Origin of the sequence: Arthrobacter sp. S39 (genome assembly GCF_004320525.1) — a bacterium.
Lineage (GTDB): Bacteria > Actinomycetota > Actinomycetes > Actinomycetales > Micrococcaceae > Arthrobacter.
Window position 1 is genome coordinate 411,590 of sequence record NZ_SIHX01000003.1, and the last position, 18,338, is coordinate 429,927.

The window sequence follows — 18,338 nt, forward strand, 5'->3', positions numbered from 1 at the left end:
AAATCTAGAGCCGGTAGTCCACTACCAGCGGTGCATGGTCAGAGAAGCGGGTGTCCCATGACGGCGCCCGGTCAACGACTGCGGAGAATGCGGACGCAGCAAGTTCCGGGGTGGCCAGGTGGTAGTCGATCCGCCAGCCAGTGTCATTGTCGAAGGCCTGGCCGCGCTGCGACCACCAGGTGTAAGGGCCGTCAACGCTGCCTGCCAGGCCGCGGTGGACGTCCTTCCAGCCGATCTCTTCACCGAAGAAGCGGTCAAAGTACGCACGTTCCTCGGGCAGGAAGCCGGCCTTCTTGACGTTGCCCTTCCAGTTCCGGATGTCCAGCTCTGTGTGGCCCACGTTCAGGTCGCCCACCACCAGGGCGTGGTCGCTGTGCTTGGTCAGTTCCGGCAGACGTGTGCTCATGGCGTCCAGGAAACGGTACTTGTCCACCTGTTTGGGGGTTCCGGCTTCACCGGAGTGCACGTAGGCGCTGACAACGGTCAGCTGCACCGGGTTACCCGCAGCGTCGGTCAGCCGGAAATCGGATTCGACCCAGCGGCCGGCGGTGGCGAAGTAGTCGTCGCCGATGCCGTTGCGCGTCTCCAGCGGTTCTTCGCGGGAGGCAATGGCGACGCCGGCGCGGCCCTTGGCCTCGGCTTCAGCGTGCAGGATGTGCCAGCCGTCGCCCAGCAGCTGGCGGACGATCGCGTCCGGGGCGCGGACCTCCTGGAGGCAAAGGATGTCCACCTCGCGGGGCTCCAGCCACTCCGCCATGCCATTCCTGTAGGCAGCGCGGAGGCCGTTGACGTTGACTGATGCGATGCGAAGGTGGTCCTTCTTCAATGCCGAGCTCACCCGCTCCACTCTAGTCGATGACCGTTCCAGTGACCGGGTCCCCTGTGCCGCCCGAGGAGCGGATCATGTCCCGGGCATTGGTGGCAGTGATTTCGATGGTCTCCAGGGCGCGGCTGATGGTGTCCAGGTCCGCGGCGTCACCCTTGGCCCGCTCCTGCTCCACCACCCGGACCTGCACCTGCACGATCTTGAACGAGTGGTCCAGCTTGAGGTCGCGGACTTCGTCCGCTTCGGAGCGCTCGTAGACCACCCGGGTGCCGCCATGGTCCGCAGAGGACGACGACGGCGCGCGGCCGGCTGCGCTGTTGAAGGCATTCTGGGCTTCAGTCAGCTTGGCGCCGGCTTTCTTGGCGGCCTTCTGGATGCTGAAGACCACAAACGCTGCCAGTGCGAGCCAGAAGGCGGCGATGATCGCCACAACCCAGCCAACGACGTCGTTCTGGTTGGCCGCGAAGATGACCGCGACCACAAAGGCGATGACAAAGATCATCATTCCCGGGCCACTGATCCGCAGCATGGAGAAGCCGCCCTTGGCCGGTTTGGACGCAGAGTGAGGGTTACCCAGAGATTGCATTCCTATATTGTCTCAAACGCCGCGGCACGCTCCGGTACCTTCCACCCCCGGCGAACACCACCCGATCGCCCGCAGATCTGACAGGGGCGCTACTTCAGGAACAGCTTCCGGAGGCGGACGGTGGTGAGCAGCATCCCCAGCGCCGTCATGAGCACGTAGTAGCCGACATGGATGGCAGTGGCCGGCGTGAACGCACCGACGCTGATCTGCCGCAGCAGCTCCACCCCGTGCCAGAGCGGCATGGCCTGGATCAGCCACTGGATGTACTGCGGGTAGACGCTGAGCGGGTAGAACGTGGCGCTGAACAGGAACATCGGCAGCATGATGAAGTTGATCCAGTCCATCTGCTGGAAGGTCTTCAGGAAGCTGGTGATGCCCATCCCCAGGCTGGCAAAGCCGAAGGCGATCAGCACCGAGGCCGGGATCATCAGGATGGCCCACGGTGTGGTGATCAGCCCCATCACACCCATGACCGCCGTGAATCCGGTGGCGTAGAGCAGCCCGCGCAGCAGAGCCAGGAAGATTTCGCCGAGGGCCACATCCAGCGGCCCCAGGGAGGTGTAGAGCATGCCCTGGTAAAGCTTGGCGAAGTTCATCTTGAAAAAGACGTTCCAGGTGGAGTCGTACACGGCTCCGTTCATGGCGGAGACGGCCAGCAGCGCCGGGGCGATGTAGGCGGCGTAGCTGATCTCCGTCCCGTCGGGCCCCTGCACGGCGCCCACGATGGCGCCCAGGCCCACCCCCATCGAGATCAGGAACAGCACGGGCTCAAAGAACCCGGACAGCATGACCAGCCAGTTGGTGCTTTTGGTTGCCATCAGGCCCCGGGAGATCACGGCTTTGGCGTTGCGCGAATACAGTGGCCCGAACGTCCGGTTCCGGGCTTCCTCCGCCACGGCGTGGCTGTCAGTGACGATGCTCATTGCCCCAGCCTCCGGACGAACTGGCGCCTGGTGAGGACCCAGCCCAGCGCCGCCAGCGCCATCAGCACCACAAAGTGGATCACGGTCAGGACCGGAGGTTCCTGGTAGCCGTAGCTGAAGACCCGGCCCAGTTCGGTGCCGTGCCAGATGGGCGAGATCCAGCCGATCCACCGGACGGCCCACGGCAGGGTGTCCAGCGGAAAGAATGTTCCGGAGAAGAGGAACAGCGGCATCACGATGAAGCGCATCACCAGGGCAAACTGGCCTTTGTCCTCCCTGATGGACGCGGAGTACGCCATCAGCGGCAGGCCGAAGGCCAGCCCGGCCAGCGTTGCCACGACGATGCCCGCCCAGCCCCAGCCGGAGGGAGAGGCACCGAACAGTGCTACGGCAGCGAAGTAGATGGCGGACTGCAGCAGCAGCCGGAGCGTCACCGCGATGATCTGCCCGGCGGCAATCTGTTCCGGTGTCAGCGGAGAGGCGTGCGGGCCATAGTAGGTCCGTCGCCACTTGAAACCGCCCATCACCGGGAACGTGAACTCATTGGCGGCAGTCATGACGGCGGCAGACACCAGCAGCGCCGGAGCGATGAAGGCCAGGTAGCTGACCCCGCCGAAGGCTCCCGCGTCCTCGGCGTCCACCAGTGTGGCAAGCCCCACCCCCATCGCGAACAGGTAGGCCACCGGCTGCCCCACGCTGTACATCAGGATGGACCAGCCGTAGCCCTTCATCACCCGGAGGACCTGTTCGGCATAGTAGAAAGCGCCCCACCGGCGTGCCCTGGCGGCCGAGACTTCCGGCGAGTGGGCGCGGGCCGCTGTCGCGGTCAGGGCCGCATCCTCAGTCAACGAGGCTCCTGCCGGTCAGGCGGAGGAACACGTCCTCCAGCGAGGACCTCCGCACCAGTGACGTCAGCGGCCGCAGGCCGCGGGAAGTGACCTCCTCAAGGGCAGCTTCGCCGTCGTGCGCGTAGATGAGCACCCGGTCCGGCAGGGCCTCGAGGCGTTCGCCGATCCCCTGCAGGTCAGCGCCGACGGTGGTGTTGCGTTCAGACCCGAAACGCAGTTCGAGAACCTCCCGGGTGGAGTGCTCGCGGATCAGCTGCGCCGGCGATCCTTCGGCCATGATGCGGCCCTTGTCCACCACGATCAGCCGGTCGCACAGCTGCTCCGCCTCATCCATGTAATGCGTGGTCAGGATCAGGGTGACGCCCTGCTCCTTGAGCCGGAACAGCCGGTCCCACAGGATGTGCCGTGCCTGCGGGTCCAGTCCCGTGGTGGGTTCGTCCAGCAGCAGGATCCGCGGCTCGTTGATGAGGGAACGGGCGATGGTGAGGCGCCGCTTCATGCCGCCGGAGAGCGCGTCGACTTTGGATTTCGCCTTGTCGGTAAGCTGGGCGAACTCCAGCAGCTCGTCGGCCTTCGGCTTCAGGTAGCTCATGGGCAGTCCGAAGTAGCGGCCGTACACCAGGAGGTTGTCCCGGACGCGGAGCTCCTCGTCCAGGTTGTCCTGCTGCGGAACCACGCCGAGGTTCGCGCGTACCTCGGGCCCGTGGCTGTCGGGGTCCAGGCCCATGATGCTCAATTGCCCGGACGTTCGCTGGGTGACCGCGCCAATCATCTTCATGGTGGTGGATTTGCCGGCCCCGTTCGGTCCGAGCAGGCCGAAGGACTCCCCCGCCGCAACGCTGAAGGATATCCCGTCGACGGCGGCCAGGTCGCCATAGGTCTTGCGGAGGTCCTGCGCGGCGATGACGGTGTGCTGCTTGATCGGATGGCCGGCGGAGGGGCTGGAGGACACGATGGCTTTATTGTGCACCCTCCGCAGACTAGTGGAGCCCTCCGGAATGTGAAAGAGGACTTGCACTTGGGCTTCAGGAACGGCCGACGGCGGCACCGGCTACCAGCCCGATCGTGGGCTATTGTGCGGGCTGGGGCCCCGGCGTAGCGTGACTTTCACTGGAGGGTGGAACAAAAATCTCTAGGTGAGGACGCATTATGAAAAGTTCCGGGTTGAGGACCGCCGCGGCGGCCGCAGCCATCGTCTCCCTCTTGGGAATCACCGCCCCCGCCGAGGCAAAACCGGGAGGCGTGCCCGCCATTCCGCTGAACACGGGCCAGGAGGCCGACTCCGTCCGCACCGGGGCCGGCGGTTCATTCAGCTACACGATCGACGGTACCGAGCTCTGCTATACGCTCACGGCCCGCGACCTCTCCGCCCCGGCCACAGCGGCCCACATCCACGTCGGACCCCGCAACGTAGCGGGTCCGGTAGTGGTTCCACTGCAGGTGGTCAATGGCGCCGACTGGACGGTGGATACCTGCACCACGGCGAGTGCCGCCGTTCTGTCCGCCATTGAGGCCAATCCGGGCGCGTACTACATCAACGTGCACAACGCCGTTTTCCCGGGCGGCGAGATCCGCGGCCAGCTGAAGTAACCGCGGCTTAACAGACAACGCCCGACGCCGGCCCGCCCTTGAGTGAAAAGGTGCGTGCCGCCGTCGGGCATTGCTCTTTTTGCCTTAGTGCTAGGCGATTCCAGCCTGGCGTTCCGCAGCTTCGACCACGTTGGTCATCAGCAGCGCCACGGTCATGGGACCAACGCCGCCCGGGTTCGGCGAAATCCAGCCCGCCACCTCGGCAGCGGCCGGATCGATATCGCCGTGGACCTTGCTCTTGCCCGTCTCGGGGTCGTCTTCGCGGGTGACGCCGACGTCGAGCAGGGCCGCGCCGGGCTTTACGTCCGCAGCCTTGACGATGTGTTTGACACCCGCTGCGCCCACAATGACGTCCGCCTGCCGCAGCAGCTCCGAGAGGTTCTTCGTGCCGGTGTGCGTCAGGGTCACGGTGGCGTTCACGGCGCGCCGGGTGAGCAGCAGGCCGATCGAACGGCCGATCGTCACGCCACGGCCCACCACCACAACGTGCTTGCCCGCGAGGCTGTAGCCGTTGCGCTCCAGCAGCTCGATGACGCCGCGGGGCGTGCACGGCAGCGGCGAGGTGATCTCGCCGTTGACGTTGAGCACCAGCCGGCCAAGGTTGGTCGGGTGCAGGCCGTCGGCATCCTTGGCGGGGTCGATCCGCTCGAGGATGGCGTCGGTGTCCAGGTGCTTGGGCAGCGGCAGCTGCACAATATAACCGTGGCAGGCGGGGTCCGCATTGAGTTCGTCAATGAGGGCCTCAACCTGGGCCTGGGTGGCATCCCCAGGAAGCTCGCGCTGGATCGAGTTCATCCCGATCTCCACAGATTGCTTGTGCTTCATGGACACGTACAGCTGCGAGGCCGGGTCAGCGCCCACCAGCACCGTGGCAATGCCTGGAATGACGCCCTTGGCCTTGAGGGCCGCGACGCGCTCAGTCAGCTCGGTTTTGATGGCTGCAGCGGCGGCCCGGCCGTCAAGGATCTTCGCGGTCTGGGCCATGGACGGGGTTACCACTGCTCGTGCTGCGGGTACAGCGGGAAGTCGGCGGCGAGCTTGTCCACGCGGGACTGCAGGGCCTCGACGTCGGTGGCGGAGCCCGCCTTCAGCGCGGTAGCGATGATCTCGGCAACCTCGGTGAACTCGGCAGCGCCGAAGCCGCGGGTGGCCAGGGCCGGGGTGCCGATGCGCAGGCCGGAGGTGACCATCGGCGGGCGGGGGTCGAACGGCACGGCATTGCGGTTCACGGTGATGCCCACGGAGTGCAGGAGGTCCTCCGCCTGCTGGCCGTCCAGCTGGGAGTTGCGCAGGTCAACGAGGACCAGGTGCACGTCGGTGCCGCCGGTGAGGACGGAGACGCCGGCTTCGGCGACATCGGCCTGGTTGAGGCGGTCGGCGATGATCTTGGCGCCTTCGAGGACACGCTCCTGGCGTTCCTTGAATTCCTCGGTGCCGGCGATCTTGAACGCAACAGCCTTGGCCGCGATGACGTGCATGAGCGGGCCGCCCTGCTGGCCCGGGAAGACGTTGGAGTTGAGTTTCTTGGCCCACTCCTGCTTGGCCAGGATCACGCCGGAACGCGGGCCGGCGAGGGTCTTGTGCACGGTGGAGGTGACGACGTCGGAGTACGGCACCGGGCTCGGGTGCAGGCCTGCTGCCACCAGTCCGGCGAAGTGTGCCATGTCGGTCCAGAGCAGCGCGCCCACTTCATCGGCGATGGAGCGGAAGGCTGCGAAGTCCAGGTGGCGCGGGTAGGCGGACCAGCCGGCGATGATGACCTGGGGCTTCTCGGCGATGGCCTGCTCGCGCAGCTTGTCCATGTCGATCCGGAAGTTGTCTTCCTCGACCTGGTAGGCAGCCACGTTGTAGAGCTTGCCGGAGAAGTTGAGCTTCATGCCGTGCGTCAGGTGGCCGCCGTGGGCCAGGGACAGGCCCAGGATCTTGTCACCGGGGGTGATCATGGCGGAAAGCGCAGCGGCGTTGGCCTGCGCACCGGAGTGCGGCTGGACGTTGGCGTACTCGGCGCTGAAAAGGGCCTTCACGCGGTCGATGGCCAGCTGCTCGGCGATGTCCACGTATTCGCAGCCGCCGTAGTAGCGGCGGCCCGGGTAGCCTTCGGCGTACTTGTTGGTCAGGACGGAGCCCTGGGCTTCCATCACGGCGCGCGGAGCGAAGTTTTCGGAAGCGATCATTTCCAGGGTGCCGCGCTGGCGGCCAAGTTCCTGGTCGAGGACTGCTGCGATTTCGGGATCAAGCTCGGCCAGCGACTGGTTGCTGACTGCGGCTGTTGTGGTGGCGGTAGTAGTCACGAAAAACTCCTGGCTAGGGATACGGGCACTGCTAAAGGTCAGGCTACCGGCTGGCGCACGCCCCCGCCCCTTGATGACAGGGCGCGAAAGTGCGCAGGATGGCGCTGCTCCCCCGTCAGGGTTTGCAGCACGTTGTCCGGCAAGACATGACCCTCGGCCCAGGCGTACGATCCGTGGTCTTCGTGATTGCCGCTCCCTGGTGGTTAGCCACCCAACGCCAGTTGCGACGCCACAAGACTACCAAATACGGGCGGCCCGCGCGGGTAGGCTGGTAGGCGTGAGTGATGAGCAGCTGAACCAAGCGTATGTAGTAACCCTGTCCTGCCCGGACCGCCCAGGAATCGTGCACGCCGTGGCCGGCGCCCTGCTGGTGGCGGGATGCAATATTACGGACTCCCAGCAGTACGGCAGCCCTGCCACCGGGAACTTCTTTATGCGCGTTGAGGTCACGACGGCGGCCGCTAAGGCCGAGCTCAAGGCGGCACTGGAGCCGGTGGTCGAGGCTTTCGGAATGCAGTGGAGCCTCAACGCCGTGGGCCAGAAGGTCCGCACCCTGCTGATGGCCAGCACATCGGCGCACTGCCTGAACGACATCCTGTTCCAGCAACGCTCCGGCACCCTGCCCATCGAGATCCCCGCCATCGTCTCCAACCACCGGGACCTGGCCGGACTCGCCGAGTTCTACGGAATCCCGTTCCACTACATTCCGGTCACGCCCGACACCAAAGCCCAGGCCGAGGACAAGCTGCGGGCCATTATGGCCGAGCACGACATCGAGCTGACGGTCCTGGCCCGCTACATGCAGATCATTTCGGATGGCCTTTGCGCTGAGCTGACCGGCAAGGCCATCAACATCCACCACTCCTTCCTGCCGTCCTTCAAAGGCGCCCGGCCTTACCACCAGGCCCACGCCCGCGGCGTCAAGCTGATCGGCGCCACCGCCCACTACGTCACGGCCGCACTGGACGAGGGACCGATCATCGAGCAGGAAGTGATCCGGGTTGACCACGCGCGCACGCCGGAGCAGTTTGTGCAGATGGGCCGGGACGTGGAGGGCCGCACGTTGGCGCAGGCGGTCCAGTGGCATGCCGAGCACCGCGTGCTGCTGGACGGCAACCGGACCGTCGTCTTCAACTGACAGACATTAACTGACGGGCTTCAACTGACGGACGGGGACCAGCATGGACGCAGCATCCGGGGTTGGGATGGAGGAAGCCGGCAGCGAGCAGCACCTCGCCGAGTTCTACAACCGCCGTGCCGCGTCCGGCTGGGATCATCCTCTGTCGCCGCGGCGGATGGAAGAACGCGAACGGTTCATCAGCCTGCTGAAGTCCGAAGGCCGCCACGACGTCCTGGAGATCGGCTCCGGGCCCGGCCAGGATGGCCTGAAGTTTGTCCAGGCCGGCATCCATTACACCGGTGTTGACCTCTCCGAGGAGCACGTCCGGCAGGCCCGGGCCAAAGGCCTGGCTGTCTCGGTCGCGAGCGCCCGGAGGCTGCCTTTCGCCGATCGCGCGTTTCCGGCGGTGTGGTCGATGAGCACGCTGCTGCACATCCCCGCCGCTGATATCGACGGCGTCCTGCGCGAACTGGTGCGCGTTGCGGCACCCAACGCACCCATCGCCGTCGGCCTCTGGTCCGGTGAGGACGAAGAGGTGCTGAACCCGGAGGACGACCTTGAACCACGGCGGTTCTTCAGCCGGCGCAGCGACGAAACAGTGCGGCGGGTTTTCGGACGGCACGGAGTGATCGAGGATTTTCTCACCTGGCCTGAAGGCACCGGCGAGGAATCCGGTCCGGGCGCCGGCAACTGGACGCAGCATTACCAGTTCCTGATCCTCCGCACCCCCGCCTCCCCCAACTAGGTAGTTGGGGTGGGCGGATGTCCTAGGCTTGGCCCATGGCTCCTCTTTACGATTTCGCCGGCGCATCCCCGGCTGTCCATGGCTCCGCGTTCGTCGCCCCCACCGCATCGATCATCGGCAACGCCACCCTCGCCGAAGACTCCAGCGCGTTCTACGGTGTCTCCGTCCGGGCTGATACCGCGGCGATCACCGTGGGTTCCGGCAGCAACCTGCAGGACAACGTGGTGCTGCACGCGGACCCGGGCTTCCCCTGCAGCGTCGGGGCGGGCGTCAGCGTGGGGCACGCCGCCGTCGTCCATGGCTGCACCGTGGAGGACGACTGCCTGATCGGAATGGGCGCCACTGTACTTAACGGCGCGGTGATCGGCACCGGCTCGCTCGTGGCGGCCGGGGCCGTTGTCCTGGAGGGCACGGTGGTGCCGCCCCGGTCACTCGTCGCCGGGGTTCCCGCCAAGGTACGGCGGGAACTGACCGACGAGGAGTTCGACGGCGTGAAGGCCAACGCCGCCCGCTACGTCGAACTGGCCCGGGCGCACCGGGAACTGCACGCTTAGTCCAGCGGGATCGGGCCGATCGAGTCCAGCAGTTCACCGGGCCCGGGGTTGTCCGGCGCGGACGAACCGCCCAGGTGGTTCACCACGCCCCACACGGCATTCAGGCCCGTAGTCACGGCTCCTTCGGCCCAGCCCGCGGTGAAGGATACGTCGTCCCCAGCCAGGAAGATCCCGCGCTGGGATTCGGGCAGCTTGTCCTGCTTGAAGTGGGTGAACAGCCTCTGCTGGTACCGGTAGTGGCCCGGCAGGTTCGCCTTGAACGCACCCATGAAGTTCGGATCAGCTTCCCAGGAGACAGTGATGGGCTGGCCCACGATGTGGCTGGCGATATCCACGCCCGGGTAGATCTGCTCCAGCGAGTGCAGCATCAGCTCAACTCGCTCGTCGGCGTCCAGCGCCAGCCATTTGAGCGCGTCGTCGTTCCAGGTATAGGACAGCAGGATTACGGCAGGCTTGTCCGGGCCGTCATCCAGCAGGTACGTGGCCCTGTTCAGCCGGTCCGTCAGCGTCATGGACAGCACCTCGCGGCCGGTGTCCGGATCGGTGTCCTTCCAGAACGGACGGTCCACCATCACAAACGTCTTGGACGACTGCATGTAGTGCGAACGCTCGATCGCGGTCCACAGCTCGGCCGGGAACAGTGCCTCCTCGGTGTGGATACGCGTGGACAGCAGCCACGACTGGCAGGTGGTCACCACCGCGGGGTAACTGGCCTCCCGGCCCCAGCGCTCCCGGATCCGGAGGCCGCCGTCGGCATCGCGGCTGATCCTGCCCACGGCACCGCGGGGCGAGCCGGAGTGGAGGGACGCCAGGGACGTTCCGTCCGGCCAGTGCGCCATGCCCGACGGCGTGTGCTGCCACAGTGCCTCGGGCAGCCTTTGCGCTCCGCCGCTGATGAGCCGGTGCTGGTCGTCAGCGTCCGTGTAGACCACGCGGAGGATTTCCAGGATGGAGTTGGGGAAGTCGGTGTCCCAGCCGCCGGTGCCGAAGCCCACCTGGCCAAAAGCCTCACGGTGCGCAAAGCCGGCTGCCTTGAATGACTCGCTGCCGGCGATGAAGCCGTAGAAGGTCTGCTCGTCCATAAGCGGCAGCAGTTCGTTCCAGAGGTCCTTGATCCGGCCGGTGTCGCGGGCCCGGATGGCTTCCTGCATTTCGGCGAACTTCGCGCCGTCATTCACCGCGGCCTTCCAGGCGTCGGCCACCTCGCGGAAGAACGGCGGCAGGTCCTCGGCGGTCTCGGCGTAGTGCTTCTGGCCAGCCAGTTCGATCACGGTGCTAGAGGTGACGGGCGCCAGCGGGTTGGGGAAATCCTGGGTGTCCAGCCCCAGCAGGTCCACGTAGTGGTAGAAAGCCCGGCCGGACACGGGGAACCGCATCCCGCCCAGGTCAGCCACCACGCCGGGGGCGGACGGGAAGCTGGCCGTGCGCAGACGGCCGCCGATCTGGTCGGCCTCGTAGACCACGGGGCGCAGGCCCAGCTTCATCAGTTCGTAGGCCGTGACCAGGCCCGAAAGGCCTGCGCCGACGACGGCCACTTCGGTGCCGTAGAGCTCCGGCGGAACCGAGCCGAGCCCTGCCGGATGGGCGAGGTAGTGGTCGTAGCTGAACGGAAAATCGGGGTTCAGCATGGTGATGGGTCCGGCCTGCGTGCTGGACGGGTCGGAAGCCGGGAGTTCGGTAGCGACGGTCATGAAAGCTCTGCCTTCGTTGGTTCGGGGGTGGACTGCGTTGAAGTTTCCGGCCTGCTCAGCTCACGGTATTCCTCGTGGCTGAGTGCCGCCACCCTGGAGTTCCGGCGGCCGTAGCCGAAGTAGGCCGCCAGGCCCACCAGCATCCAGATTCCGAAGGTCACCCAGGTGTCGGCGCCCAGGTTGGCCATGAGGTACGCGCACATCAGGGCGCCGAGGACCGGGGTCAGCGGGAACAGGGGCACGCGGAAGGTGCGCTCCAGCTCGGGCCGGGTGCGGCGCAGGTAGATCACGGCCACGTTGACCAGCGCGAAGGCGAACAGCGTGCCAATGCTGGTGGCGTCGGCGAGGGCACCGAGCGGGACCAGCCCTGCGGTGAGGGCGACGGCGGTGCCCACCAGGAGCGTGCCGGCCGCGGGCGTGCCGGTCCGGCGGGAGACGCGGCCGAAGACCTTCGGGATGAGTCCATCACGGGACATGGACAGCAGGATGCGGGTCTGGCCGTAGAGGACGGTGAGCACGATGCTGGCGATGGCCAGGACGGCGCCGACGGCGAAGACGAGGGCGATCCAGGGCTGGCCTGTGGTTTCCTCCAGGATCTTCACCAGGGCCGCTTCGGTGCCGTCGAACCAGCCCCACGGGCGGGCGCCGATGGCTGCGACGGCCACCAGGACGTAGATGGTGGTGACGATGACCATGGAGAGCATGATGGCGCGGGGAAGGTCGCGCTTGGGGTTGCGGGCTTCCTCGCCGGCGGTGGAGGCGGCGTCGAAGCCGATGTAGGAGAAGAACACGCGGGACGCGGCGGCGGAAACTCCGGCGGCGCCCATGGGCAGGAGCGGCTCAAAGTTGCCGGCGTTGAACGCGGTGAAGGCCACGGCGCAGAAGAAGAGGAGGATGCCCACCTTGACCACAACGATGGACGTGTTGATCCAGGCGCTTTCCTTGGCCCCGCGGACCAGCAGGACGGTCGCCAACACCACGATGACCATGGCCGGGATGTTGACCACGCCGCCGTCGCCCGGCGGCTGGGAGATGGCGTCGGGCAGGACCTGCCCGAACACAGCGAGGGCCCCGTTCACGTACTGCCCTGCCCCCACGGCTACGGCCGCGACCGAGACGGCATACTCGAGGACTAGGCACCAGCCGCAGATCCAGGCCATGCCTTCGCCCATCGTGGCGTAGGTGTAGGAATAGCTGGAACCGGAAACGGGGACCATGCCCGCCATTTCCGCATAGGACACGGCTGAAAGCAGCGCGGCGAAGCCGGCGATGGCGAACGAGATCCAGATCGCGGGCCCGGCCAGCGGAACGGATTCGCCCAGGATCACCAGGATGCCGGTCCCCAGGGTGGCGCCGACGCTGATCATGGTCAGCTGCAGGACCCCGAAGCTGCGGACGAGTTTCGGTCCGCCCTGGCCGTCTTCCGCTTCGCTGACCATCTGTCCGATCGGTTTCCGGCGCAGCAGTTGCGCGCCCAGCCCGGGACGGCCGGCCGCACGGCCCGTGGCCGGTCCGGAGAGTGTTGGCACAGTCATCGTTGACGTCCGTTCGTGAGTAGTTGTCGGTTTCCCCCACCCAGCGTAGGCGTGTGAGCGGCATCTCAGTGGGGTGCAAAGTGACCTATAGTCTTCAGTCATGAGACGTAATGCACCACTGGCGGATGGCTCGGACAATCTGGACGCGGTGACCCTGGGCCAGTTTCTGGCAGCACTCCCCCGTGACCTCACCGTCCTGCACGATGCCGGCAACTCCGGCGCGCCGCTGCGCTGGGTGGAGCCCAGCGAGCTGGAGGACCCCACGCCCTACCTGCTGGACGGGGAGTTCGTCCTGACGGCGGGGCTGCCGTTCCTGGACGACGGCGGCACGAAGGAGCGGGCGGAAGCCTACGTTCGACGGCTGGTCGGCGCAGGCGTCGCCGCCCTGGGGTTTGGCCTGGAGCCCTACTTCGACGCCGTCCCGGACCCCGTGCTCTCGGCGTGCCAAACGCATCAGCTCACGCTGGTCCGGATTCCCCACAGCGTCCCGTTCGCCGCCATCGGCCTGGAGTTCTCCCAGCTCCTGGAATCCGGCAACGCCCGCGTCTTCCGTCAACTGGCGGACACCAACCGGCAGCTGATGCGGGCGGTGCTGTCGGCCAGACCCGAGCATGAGCTCCTCTCGGCCCTGGCGCAGCGCGTCCCGGTGTGGGCACAGCTCTTCGGGGCGGACGGCCGGGTGCGTGCCCGGGCCGCAGCAGCAGGAACCGGCGGGACCAGCCCTGCGGCCGCCGTCGAGCCTTCCGTCCTGCAACCGCTGCTGAAGCGGCTCCTGACCGGCACCGGCCCGAGGGTGGAGACGGACTCGTTGCCCGCGGAAGGGTCAGCCCTGGTGTTCGGCCACCCGCTCCGGAGCACCAGGGACGCCACCCTCGGGGCGCTCATCCTGGGTACCGACAGGCCGCTGACCCCGGCGCAGAACAGTGTGGTGTCCTCGGTGGTGGGGCTGCTGGAACTGCTGGTGCGCCAGCGCACCAGCGGCTCTCTCGCCCCCAGCCAGCTGGCAACGGCACTGCTGCTGCATCCGGACAGCCTGGCCGCCGGATCAACCCGGCAGCTGAACGTCCTTCGGGACCTCCTCGCCCAAAGCGTTTCCGGAACCCGGTCCGGCGCCCTGCGCGTGGTCCAGGGCGTCCGTGCGGATGCCGCGGCGTCCGCGTCGGCGGATGGCCCGGTCCGGGAGCTGCTGCAGTGGCGCAGGCTGTTCGACACGAAGATGGTGGAGCTGACGGACTACGGGTTTGCCGCCGTCACCAGGCTGAAGGTGGACGACGCGCTGCTGCATGAAGTGGAGGACCTCGGCTGGCGGCTGGTGGTGGGCGAACCCACGGAAATGGCCGGGCTTCCTGCCGCCTACCAGCGTGCGGCGTCGCTGCGGCCCCGCGTCCAGGCCAGCGGGGAAAGTGTTCGCGTCGATGATGTCAGCTGGTCAGTCACGGGGCTGTTGGGCCGCAGCGCAGGAACCTTGCTTGCCGCCCGGCTATTGGAACCGGTCCTGGCGCAGGAGCCGGACCGCCGCAGCTCCCAGCTCAGTGTCCTGAAGTCGTGGCTGGGCGAAAACGGCAACTGGGATGCCAGTGCCAAGGTCCTGGGCATGCACCGGAACAGCGTGCGGCGCCAGATCAATGCCCTGGCCGAGTTGCTTGCCATGGACCTTGCCTCCGCGCAGGTGCGGGCGGAACTGTGGATTGCGCTGCAGTACGTGGACGGCGCCGAGCCTCAGATGCCCCAGGACCGGTAGAGCCCCGGGCGGCGTTCGCGGAGATAGGGCACCGCGTCGCGGGCTTTTCGGGCGGCGTCCGGATCCACCTCCGCGTACAGGATTTCGGTTCCCGGCCCCGCCGCGGCCAGCAGCGAACCGTCCGGCCCGGCGATGACGCTGCCGCCGAGGAACTCGCAGCCCTCCTCGGTTCCGGAGTGGTTGGCATAGGCGATGGTCAGCTGGCTCTCCAGTGCACGGGCCCGCAGCAGCACCTGGGGAACGGACTCAAAACCGTGCGCCAGCGCGGTGGGCACCAGGAGCAGCTCTGCCCCGGCCAGCGCGGCGGCCCTGACCGTTTCCGGAAACTCCACGTCGTAGCAGATCACCATTGACGTCCGGAACCCGTTGAAATCGACGACGGCGGGACCCGCCTCGGCGGGGCTGAACGCCGCGCGTTCGTCGTCGCCAAAAAGGTGCACCTTCGCGTAGCTGAGAAGCTCAACGCCGGCGGCGTCCACCAGGCTGGAGGTGATGTGCCAACTGCCCCCGTCCGCGACGGACGGCAGGCTGTACACCAAGGCGATCCCGTGCCGGCGCGCGATGCCGCTGATTGCTTCGTTGATGGCGGGAAGCCTTGCGGGGTCCAGTTCCGCGCGGAGCCGCAGCGGTGCGTAGCCCACAGGAAACAGTTCCGGCGTGACCAGGACGGCAGCGCCTGCCGCGGCGGCCGTCGTGGCAGCCGCTTCCAGGGCGTCGCAGTTTGCATCGACGTCGAGTACGCGGGCGTTTGCCTGCATCAGTGCCAGCAGCACCGTTACCACCTCACATGATCGGGACGGACGCAGCGTCCGCTTTTCTTCCAGCCTAGCCAGCGGCCGGCCACCCCGGCCGGGGCCAAGTGCACCGGCCAAGCCCTCAGAATGGACGGATCGTCCCAGCGTTGTGTCTCATTGGGCAGACTCGTTGCGTTAACTTCTTGACTACAAGAGTCAAAATAGGGCAATCTTCTTTGCATGTCCGCAACACCGCGCTCGACGAGGAGCAAGCCCAAAAATCCAGGATCGCAATCCGCCCTGAGGCAGTTGAACCAGCAGCGGATCATCGAGACCCTGATGGGCGGGCCTGCCACCCAGGCTGAGCTGTCCCGGCAGACCGGCCTCTCCACTGCCACGGTCTCCAACATCGTCAAAATCATGCAGGATTCGGGGCTGGCATCCACCGAGCCCATCACGAGTTCCGGGCGCCGGGCACTGAACGTCAGGCTGAACAGCAACGGTGCGGTCGCCGTCGGGATCGACTTCGGACGCAGGCATCTCCGGGTTGTCCTGGCATCACTGAGTTACCACGTCATCGCGGAGGAGTCCGTGATGCTTCCACTCGGCCACCAGTCGGAGGAAGGCATCCAGGCTGCGGTCGTCCTGCTCGAAAAGCTGTTGCGTGAAAGCGGCGTGGACCGGAGCGCCGTGGTGGGCGCCGGCGTCGGAATTCCCGGGCCGATCGACCGCCGGACCGGGACTGTGGCGCAAGGCGCCATCCTCCCGGAATGGGTGGGAATCAACATCCTCCAGCATCTCGAGGAAACCCTTAAATTCCCCGTATACATTGACAATGACGCCAATCTGGGCGCCTGGTCGGAGGTGACCTGGGGCCCGCATACAGGGGTCAGCAACCTGATGTTCCTGAAGATTGGATCGGGCATCGGTGCGGGCCTGATCCTCAACGGTGCGCCCTACTACGGAAACGTCGGGATCACCGGAGAAATCGGCCACGCCACCATCCATGAGCAGGGCCTGGTGTGCCGCTGCGGGAACCGCGGCTGCCTTGAAACCATCGCCTCCACCACCACCATGATCGAGCTCCTCAGCCGCGGCGAAGACAGGCCGCTGACACCTGCGGACATCGTCCGGAAAGCCCTGGCGAGGGACCCCGCCACCCTCCGCGTGGTGGACGATGCAGGCCTGGCCGTGGGGCGTGCACTGGGCAACGTGGCCAACCTGATCAACCCCGAGGTGATCGTGGTGGGCGGGCCGCTCGCCGGCCTGGGCAACCTCCTCCTGGAGCCCATCCGGCGGGGGCTGGTGCGCCATGCCGTGCCCGTGATCGGCGAGACCACCACCCTCACGATGTCCTCGCTCGGGGACCGTGCAGAAGCGCTTGGAGCGGCCGCGCTGGTCTTCCAGTACGCCGGGATCCGGCGGGCCCAGACCGATTAGGTAGCCGCCGATTGCGTTCAAGACTTGACGACAACGGCTGTGATCCAGTTTACTTTTTCATCAGACGGCCCCGCGGTTTGCGGGGACGGACAACGAAGTCATGCATTGGAGGCGTAAGGACTTATGACGTCCCAGAACACGCAGAGTGATCCAGTAATCCTCGAGATGCGCTCCATCACCAAAGAGTTCCCCGGCGTGAAGGCACTTTCGGAGGTCAGCCTCCGGGTCAAGGCCGGCGAGATCCACGCCATCTGCGGTGAGAACGGCGCCGGCAAATCCACGCTCATGAAGGTACTCTCCGGCGTCTATCCGTTCGGCAGCTACGACGGCGACATCGTGTACCAGAACGAGGTCCAGCAGTTCAAGGACATCCGTGCCAGCGAGGCAGCCGGAATCGTCATCATCCACCAGGAACTGGCGCTGATCCCGGAACTCTCCATCATGGAGAACATCTTCCTGGGAAACGAGCCCGCACGCCGCGGCGTGATCAACTGGGGCGAGGCGCGCAAGCGCTCCATCGAACTCCTCGCCCGGGTTGGCCTTCGCGAGGACCCGGACACCCCGGTCAAGGAAATCGGCGTCGGCAAGCAGCAGCTCGTGGAAATCGCCAAGGCCCTGAACAAGTCGGTGAAACTGCTCATCCTGGACGAGCCCACCGCCGCCCTGAACGAATCCGACTCCCAGCACCTGCTGGACCTGATGCTCGGCCTCAAAGCCAAGGGCATCACGTCCATCATCATTTCCCACAAACTCAACGAGATCGAACAGATCGCGGACGAGATCACCATCATCCGCGACGGCAAATCGGTGGAAACGCTCAACATCGTGGCAGATGGCGTGGACGAGGACCGCATCATCAAGGGGATGGTGGGCCGCTCCCTTGAGTCCCGATTCCCGGAGCACACCCCCGAGATCGGCGAGGTGCTGTTCGAGGTCCGCAACTGGACAGTCGGCCACCCCCAGGTGGCAGACAGGCTGGTTTGCAAGAACTCGAGCTTCACGGTTCGCCGCGGCGAAATTGTCGGCTTCGCCGGGCTCATGGGCGCCGGACGCACCGAACTTGCCCGCTCCCTCTTCGGGCGGTCCTACGGAAACTTCATCTCCGGCCAGGTCTTCAAAAACGGCCAGGAAATCCATATCCGGAATGTTCCGCAGGCCATCAAGGCGGGACTGGCCTATGTCACGGAGGACCGCAAGAGCCTGGGCCTGAACCTGCTCGATGACATCAAGACCACCACCGTCTCGGCAAACCTCAAGGCCATCACCAAGGGTCTCGTGGTGGACAAGCGGAAGGAATTCACGGTGGCCGAGGGGTACCGCAAGAGCCTTCGGACCAAGGCGCCCACGGTCAACGAAGGGGTGTCAAAGCTTTCAGGCGGCAACCAGCAGAAGGTAGTGCTGGCCAAGTGGATGTTCACCGGCCCGGACCTCCTCATCCTTGACGAGCCCACGCGTGGAATCGACGTCGGCGCAAAGTACGAGATCTACGGCATCATCCAGCAGCTGGCCCAGCAGGGAAAGGGAGTCATCGTGATCTCCTCCGAACTGCCGGAGCTCCTCGGACTCTCAGACCGGATCTACACCATCTTTGAAGGCGCCATCACGGGCGTGCTGGACAAGGACCAAGCCACCCAGGAGAGCCTGATGCGCCTCATGACCTCAGCCACCCGCGCCGGCAACAACGCCGCCCCCACTGCACAACCCGCATAAGCCC

The 18,338-nt window shown here is 66.2% G+C and carries 17 protein-coding genes; 7 read left to right on the forward strand and 10 right to left on the reverse strand.

Annotated features, from left to right (window positions below; all coding sequences use genetic code 11):
• Nucleotides 1-4: 4 nt before the first annotated feature.
• From EYS21_RS08325 to EYS21_RS08345, 5 genes are all read right to left on the reverse strand, one after another.
• On the reverse strand, nt 5-838 hold the full coding sequence (locus EYS21_RS08325; protein ID WP_131132722.1) for an exodeoxyribonuclease III: 834 nt from the start codon (nt 836-838) through the stop codon (nt 5-7).
• Nucleotides 839-848: 10 nt separating this feature from the next.
• The gene (locus tag EYS21_RS08330) at nt 849-1,412 is read right to left on the reverse strand and encodes a hypothetical protein (RefSeq protein WP_131132723.1); all 564 of its coding nucleotides are present in this window, start codon (nt 1,410-1,412) and stop codon (nt 849-851) included.
• Nucleotides 1,413-1,501: 89 nt separating this feature from the next.
• Complete coding sequence (locus EYS21_RS08335; RefSeq protein WP_131132724.1) at nt 1,502-2,335, reverse strand: ABC transporter permease; 834 nt, start codon at nt 2,333-2,335, stop codon at nt 1,502-1,504.
• On the reverse strand, nt 2,332-3,183 hold the full coding sequence (locus tag EYS21_RS08340; protein ID WP_131132725.1) for an ABC transporter permease: 852 nt from the start codon (nt 3,181-3,183) through the stop codon (nt 2,332-2,334). The genes EYS21_RS08335 and EYS21_RS08340 overlap by 4 nt, the downstream gene beginning before the upstream one ends.
• Entirely contained in the window at nt 3,176-4,105 is a 930-nt protein-coding gene (locus EYS21_RS08345; RefSeq protein WP_131132881.1) for an ATP-binding cassette domain-containing protein, read from the reverse strand. Before EYS21_RS08345 ends, EYS21_RS08340 begins: the two co-directional genes overlap by 8 nt.
• A gap of 227 nt (nt 4,106-4,332) precedes the next feature.
• Here EYS21_RS08345 and EYS21_RS08350 point away from each other — a divergent pair, with 227 nt between their 5' ends.
• Nucleotides 4,333-4,773, forward strand: coding sequence for a CHRD domain-containing protein (locus EYS21_RS08350; RefSeq protein ID WP_131132726.1), 441 nt, complete (start codon nt 4,333-4,335; stop codon nt 4,771-4,773).
• Between the two features lie 90 nt (nt 4,774-4,863).
• Here EYS21_RS08350 and EYS21_RS08355 read toward each other — a convergent pair whose 3' ends face one another.
• Both EYS21_RS08355 and glyA read right to left on the reverse strand, forming a co-directional pair.
• Nucleotides 4,864-5,757, reverse strand: a complete 894-nt coding sequence (locus tag EYS21_RS08355) for a bifunctional methylenetetrahydrofolate dehydrogenase/methenyltetrahydrofolate cyclohydrolase (protein WP_131132727.1) — start codon at nt 5,755-5,757, stop codon at nt 4,864-4,866.
• An 8-nt stretch (nt 5,758-5,765) separates the two neighbouring features.
• Entirely contained in the window at nt 5,766-7,064 is a 1,299-nt protein-coding gene (gene glyA / locus EYS21_RS08360; RefSeq protein WP_131132728.1) for a serine hydroxymethyltransferase, read from the reverse strand.
• Between the two features lie 277 nt (nt 7,065-7,341).
• Here glyA and purU point away from each other — a divergent pair, with 277 nt between their 5' ends.
• Genes purU through EYS21_RS08375 form a run of 3 tightly spaced genes read left to right on the forward strand, consistent with a single transcriptional unit; the run spans nt 7,342 to nt 9,483 of the window.
• Nucleotides 7,342-8,202, forward strand: a complete 861-nt coding sequence (purU, locus tag EYS21_RS08365) for a formyltetrahydrofolate deformylase (RefSeq protein WP_131132729.1) — start codon at nt 7,342-7,344, stop codon at nt 8,200-8,202.
• Between the two features lie 43 nt (nt 8,203-8,245).
• On the forward strand, nt 8,246-8,929 hold the full coding sequence (locus tag EYS21_RS08370; RefSeq protein WP_131132730.1) for a class I SAM-dependent methyltransferase: 684 nt from the start codon (nt 8,246-8,248) through the stop codon (nt 8,927-8,929).
• Nucleotides 8,930-8,964: 35 nt separating this feature from the next.
• Nucleotides 8,965-9,483: a gamma carbonic anhydrase family protein gene (locus EYS21_RS08375; RefSeq protein WP_131132731.1), complete on the forward strand. Its 519-nt coding sequence runs from the start codon at nt 8,965-8,967 to the stop codon at nt 9,481-9,483.
• On the opposite strand, the gene EYS21_RS08380 is transcribed toward EYS21_RS08375, so the two are convergent.
• Both EYS21_RS08380 and EYS21_RS08385 read right to left on the reverse strand, forming a co-directional pair.
• Nucleotides 9,480-11,174, reverse strand: coding sequence for an NAD(P)/FAD-dependent oxidoreductase (locus EYS21_RS08380; protein ID WP_207307717.1), 1,695 nt, complete (start codon nt 11,172-11,174; stop codon nt 9,480-9,482). The two genes, EYS21_RS08375 and EYS21_RS08380, sit on opposite strands and share 4 nt — an antisense overlap.
• Complete coding sequence (locus EYS21_RS08385) at nt 11,171-12,709, reverse strand: amino acid permease (RefSeq protein WP_131132732.1); 1,539 nt, start codon at nt 12,707-12,709, stop codon at nt 11,171-11,173. The genes EYS21_RS08380 and EYS21_RS08385 overlap by 4 nt, the downstream gene beginning before the upstream one ends.
• A gap of 100 nt (nt 12,710-12,809) precedes the next feature.
• Here EYS21_RS08385 and EYS21_RS08390 point away from each other — a divergent pair, with 100 nt between their 5' ends.
• Nucleotides 12,810-14,450, forward strand: coding sequence for a PucR family transcriptional regulator (locus EYS21_RS08390; RefSeq protein WP_131132733.1), 1,641 nt, complete (start codon nt 12,810-12,812; stop codon nt 14,448-14,450).
• Here the strand turns inward: EYS21_RS08390 and EYS21_RS08395 are convergent.
• Nucleotides 14,429-15,223 carry a nitrilase-related carbon-nitrogen hydrolase gene (locus EYS21_RS08395; RefSeq protein ID WP_242633338.1) on the reverse strand — a complete coding sequence of 265 codons (795 nt, stop codon included), beginning with the start codon at nt 15,221-15,223 and terminating at the stop codon, nt 14,429-14,431. The two genes, EYS21_RS08390 and EYS21_RS08395, sit on opposite strands and share 22 nt — an antisense overlap.
• 201 nt (nt 15,224-15,424) lie before the next feature.
• Here EYS21_RS08395 and EYS21_RS08400 point away from each other — a divergent pair, with 201 nt between their 5' ends.
• Entirely contained in the window at nt 15,425-16,624 is a 1,200-nt protein-coding gene (locus EYS21_RS08400; RefSeq protein ID WP_131132734.1) for an ROK family transcriptional regulator, read from the forward strand.
• 123 nt (nt 16,625-16,747) lie between these two features.
• Nucleotides 16,748-18,334: a multiple monosaccharide ABC transporter ATP-binding protein gene (gene mmsA, locus EYS21_RS08405; protein ID WP_131132735.1), complete on the forward strand. Its 1,587-nt coding sequence runs from the start codon at nt 16,748-16,750 to the stop codon at nt 18,332-18,334.
• Nucleotides 18,335-18,338: the final 4 nt, after the last annotated feature.

Excerpts from the sequence above, each read along its gene's own strand:
- EYS21_RS08330 (WP_131132723.1), bottom strand. The coding sequence starts at position 1,412 with ATGCAATCTCTGGGTAACCCTCACTCTGCGTCCAAACCGGCCAAGGGC.
- EYS21_RS08335 (WP_131132724.1), bottom strand. The coding sequence starts at position 2,335 with ATGAGCATCGTCACTGACAGCCACGCCGTGGCGGAGGAAGCCCGGAAC.
- EYS21_RS08350 (WP_131132726.1), top strand. The coding sequence starts at position 4,333 with ATGAAAAGTTCCGGGTTGAGGACCGCCGCGGCGGCCGCAGCCATCGTC.
- EYS21_RS08355 (WP_131132727.1), bottom strand. The coding sequence starts at position 5,757 with ATGGCCCAGACCGCGAAGATCCTTGACGGCCGGGCCGCCGCTGCAGCC.
- EYS21_RS08370 (WP_131132730.1), top strand. The coding sequence starts at position 8,246 with ATGGACGCAGCATCCGGGGTTGGGATGGAGGAAGCCGGCAGCGAGCAG.
- EYS21_RS08375 (WP_131132731.1), top strand. The coding sequence starts at position 8,965 with ATGGCTCCTCTTTACGATTTCGCCGGCGCATCCCCGGCTGTCCATGGC.
- EYS21_RS08380 (WP_207307717.1), bottom strand. The coding sequence starts at position 11,174 with ATGACCGTCGCTACCGAACTCCCGGCTTCCGACCCGTCCAGCACGCAG.
- EYS21_RS08385 (WP_131132732.1), bottom strand. The coding sequence starts at position 12,709 with ATGACTGTGCCAACACTCTCCGGACCGGCCACGGGCCGTGCGGCCGGC.
- EYS21_RS08390 (WP_131132733.1), top strand. The coding sequence starts at position 12,810 with ATGAGACGTAATGCACCACTGGCGGATGGCTCGGACAATCTGGACGCG.
- EYS21_RS08400 (WP_131132734.1), top strand. The coding sequence starts at position 15,425 with ATGTCCGCAACACCGCGCTCGACGAGGAGCAAGCCCAAAAATCCAGGA.
- mmsA (WP_131132735.1), top strand. The coding sequence starts at position 16,748 with ATGACGTCCCAGAACACGCAGAGTGATCCAGTAATCCTCGAGATGCGC.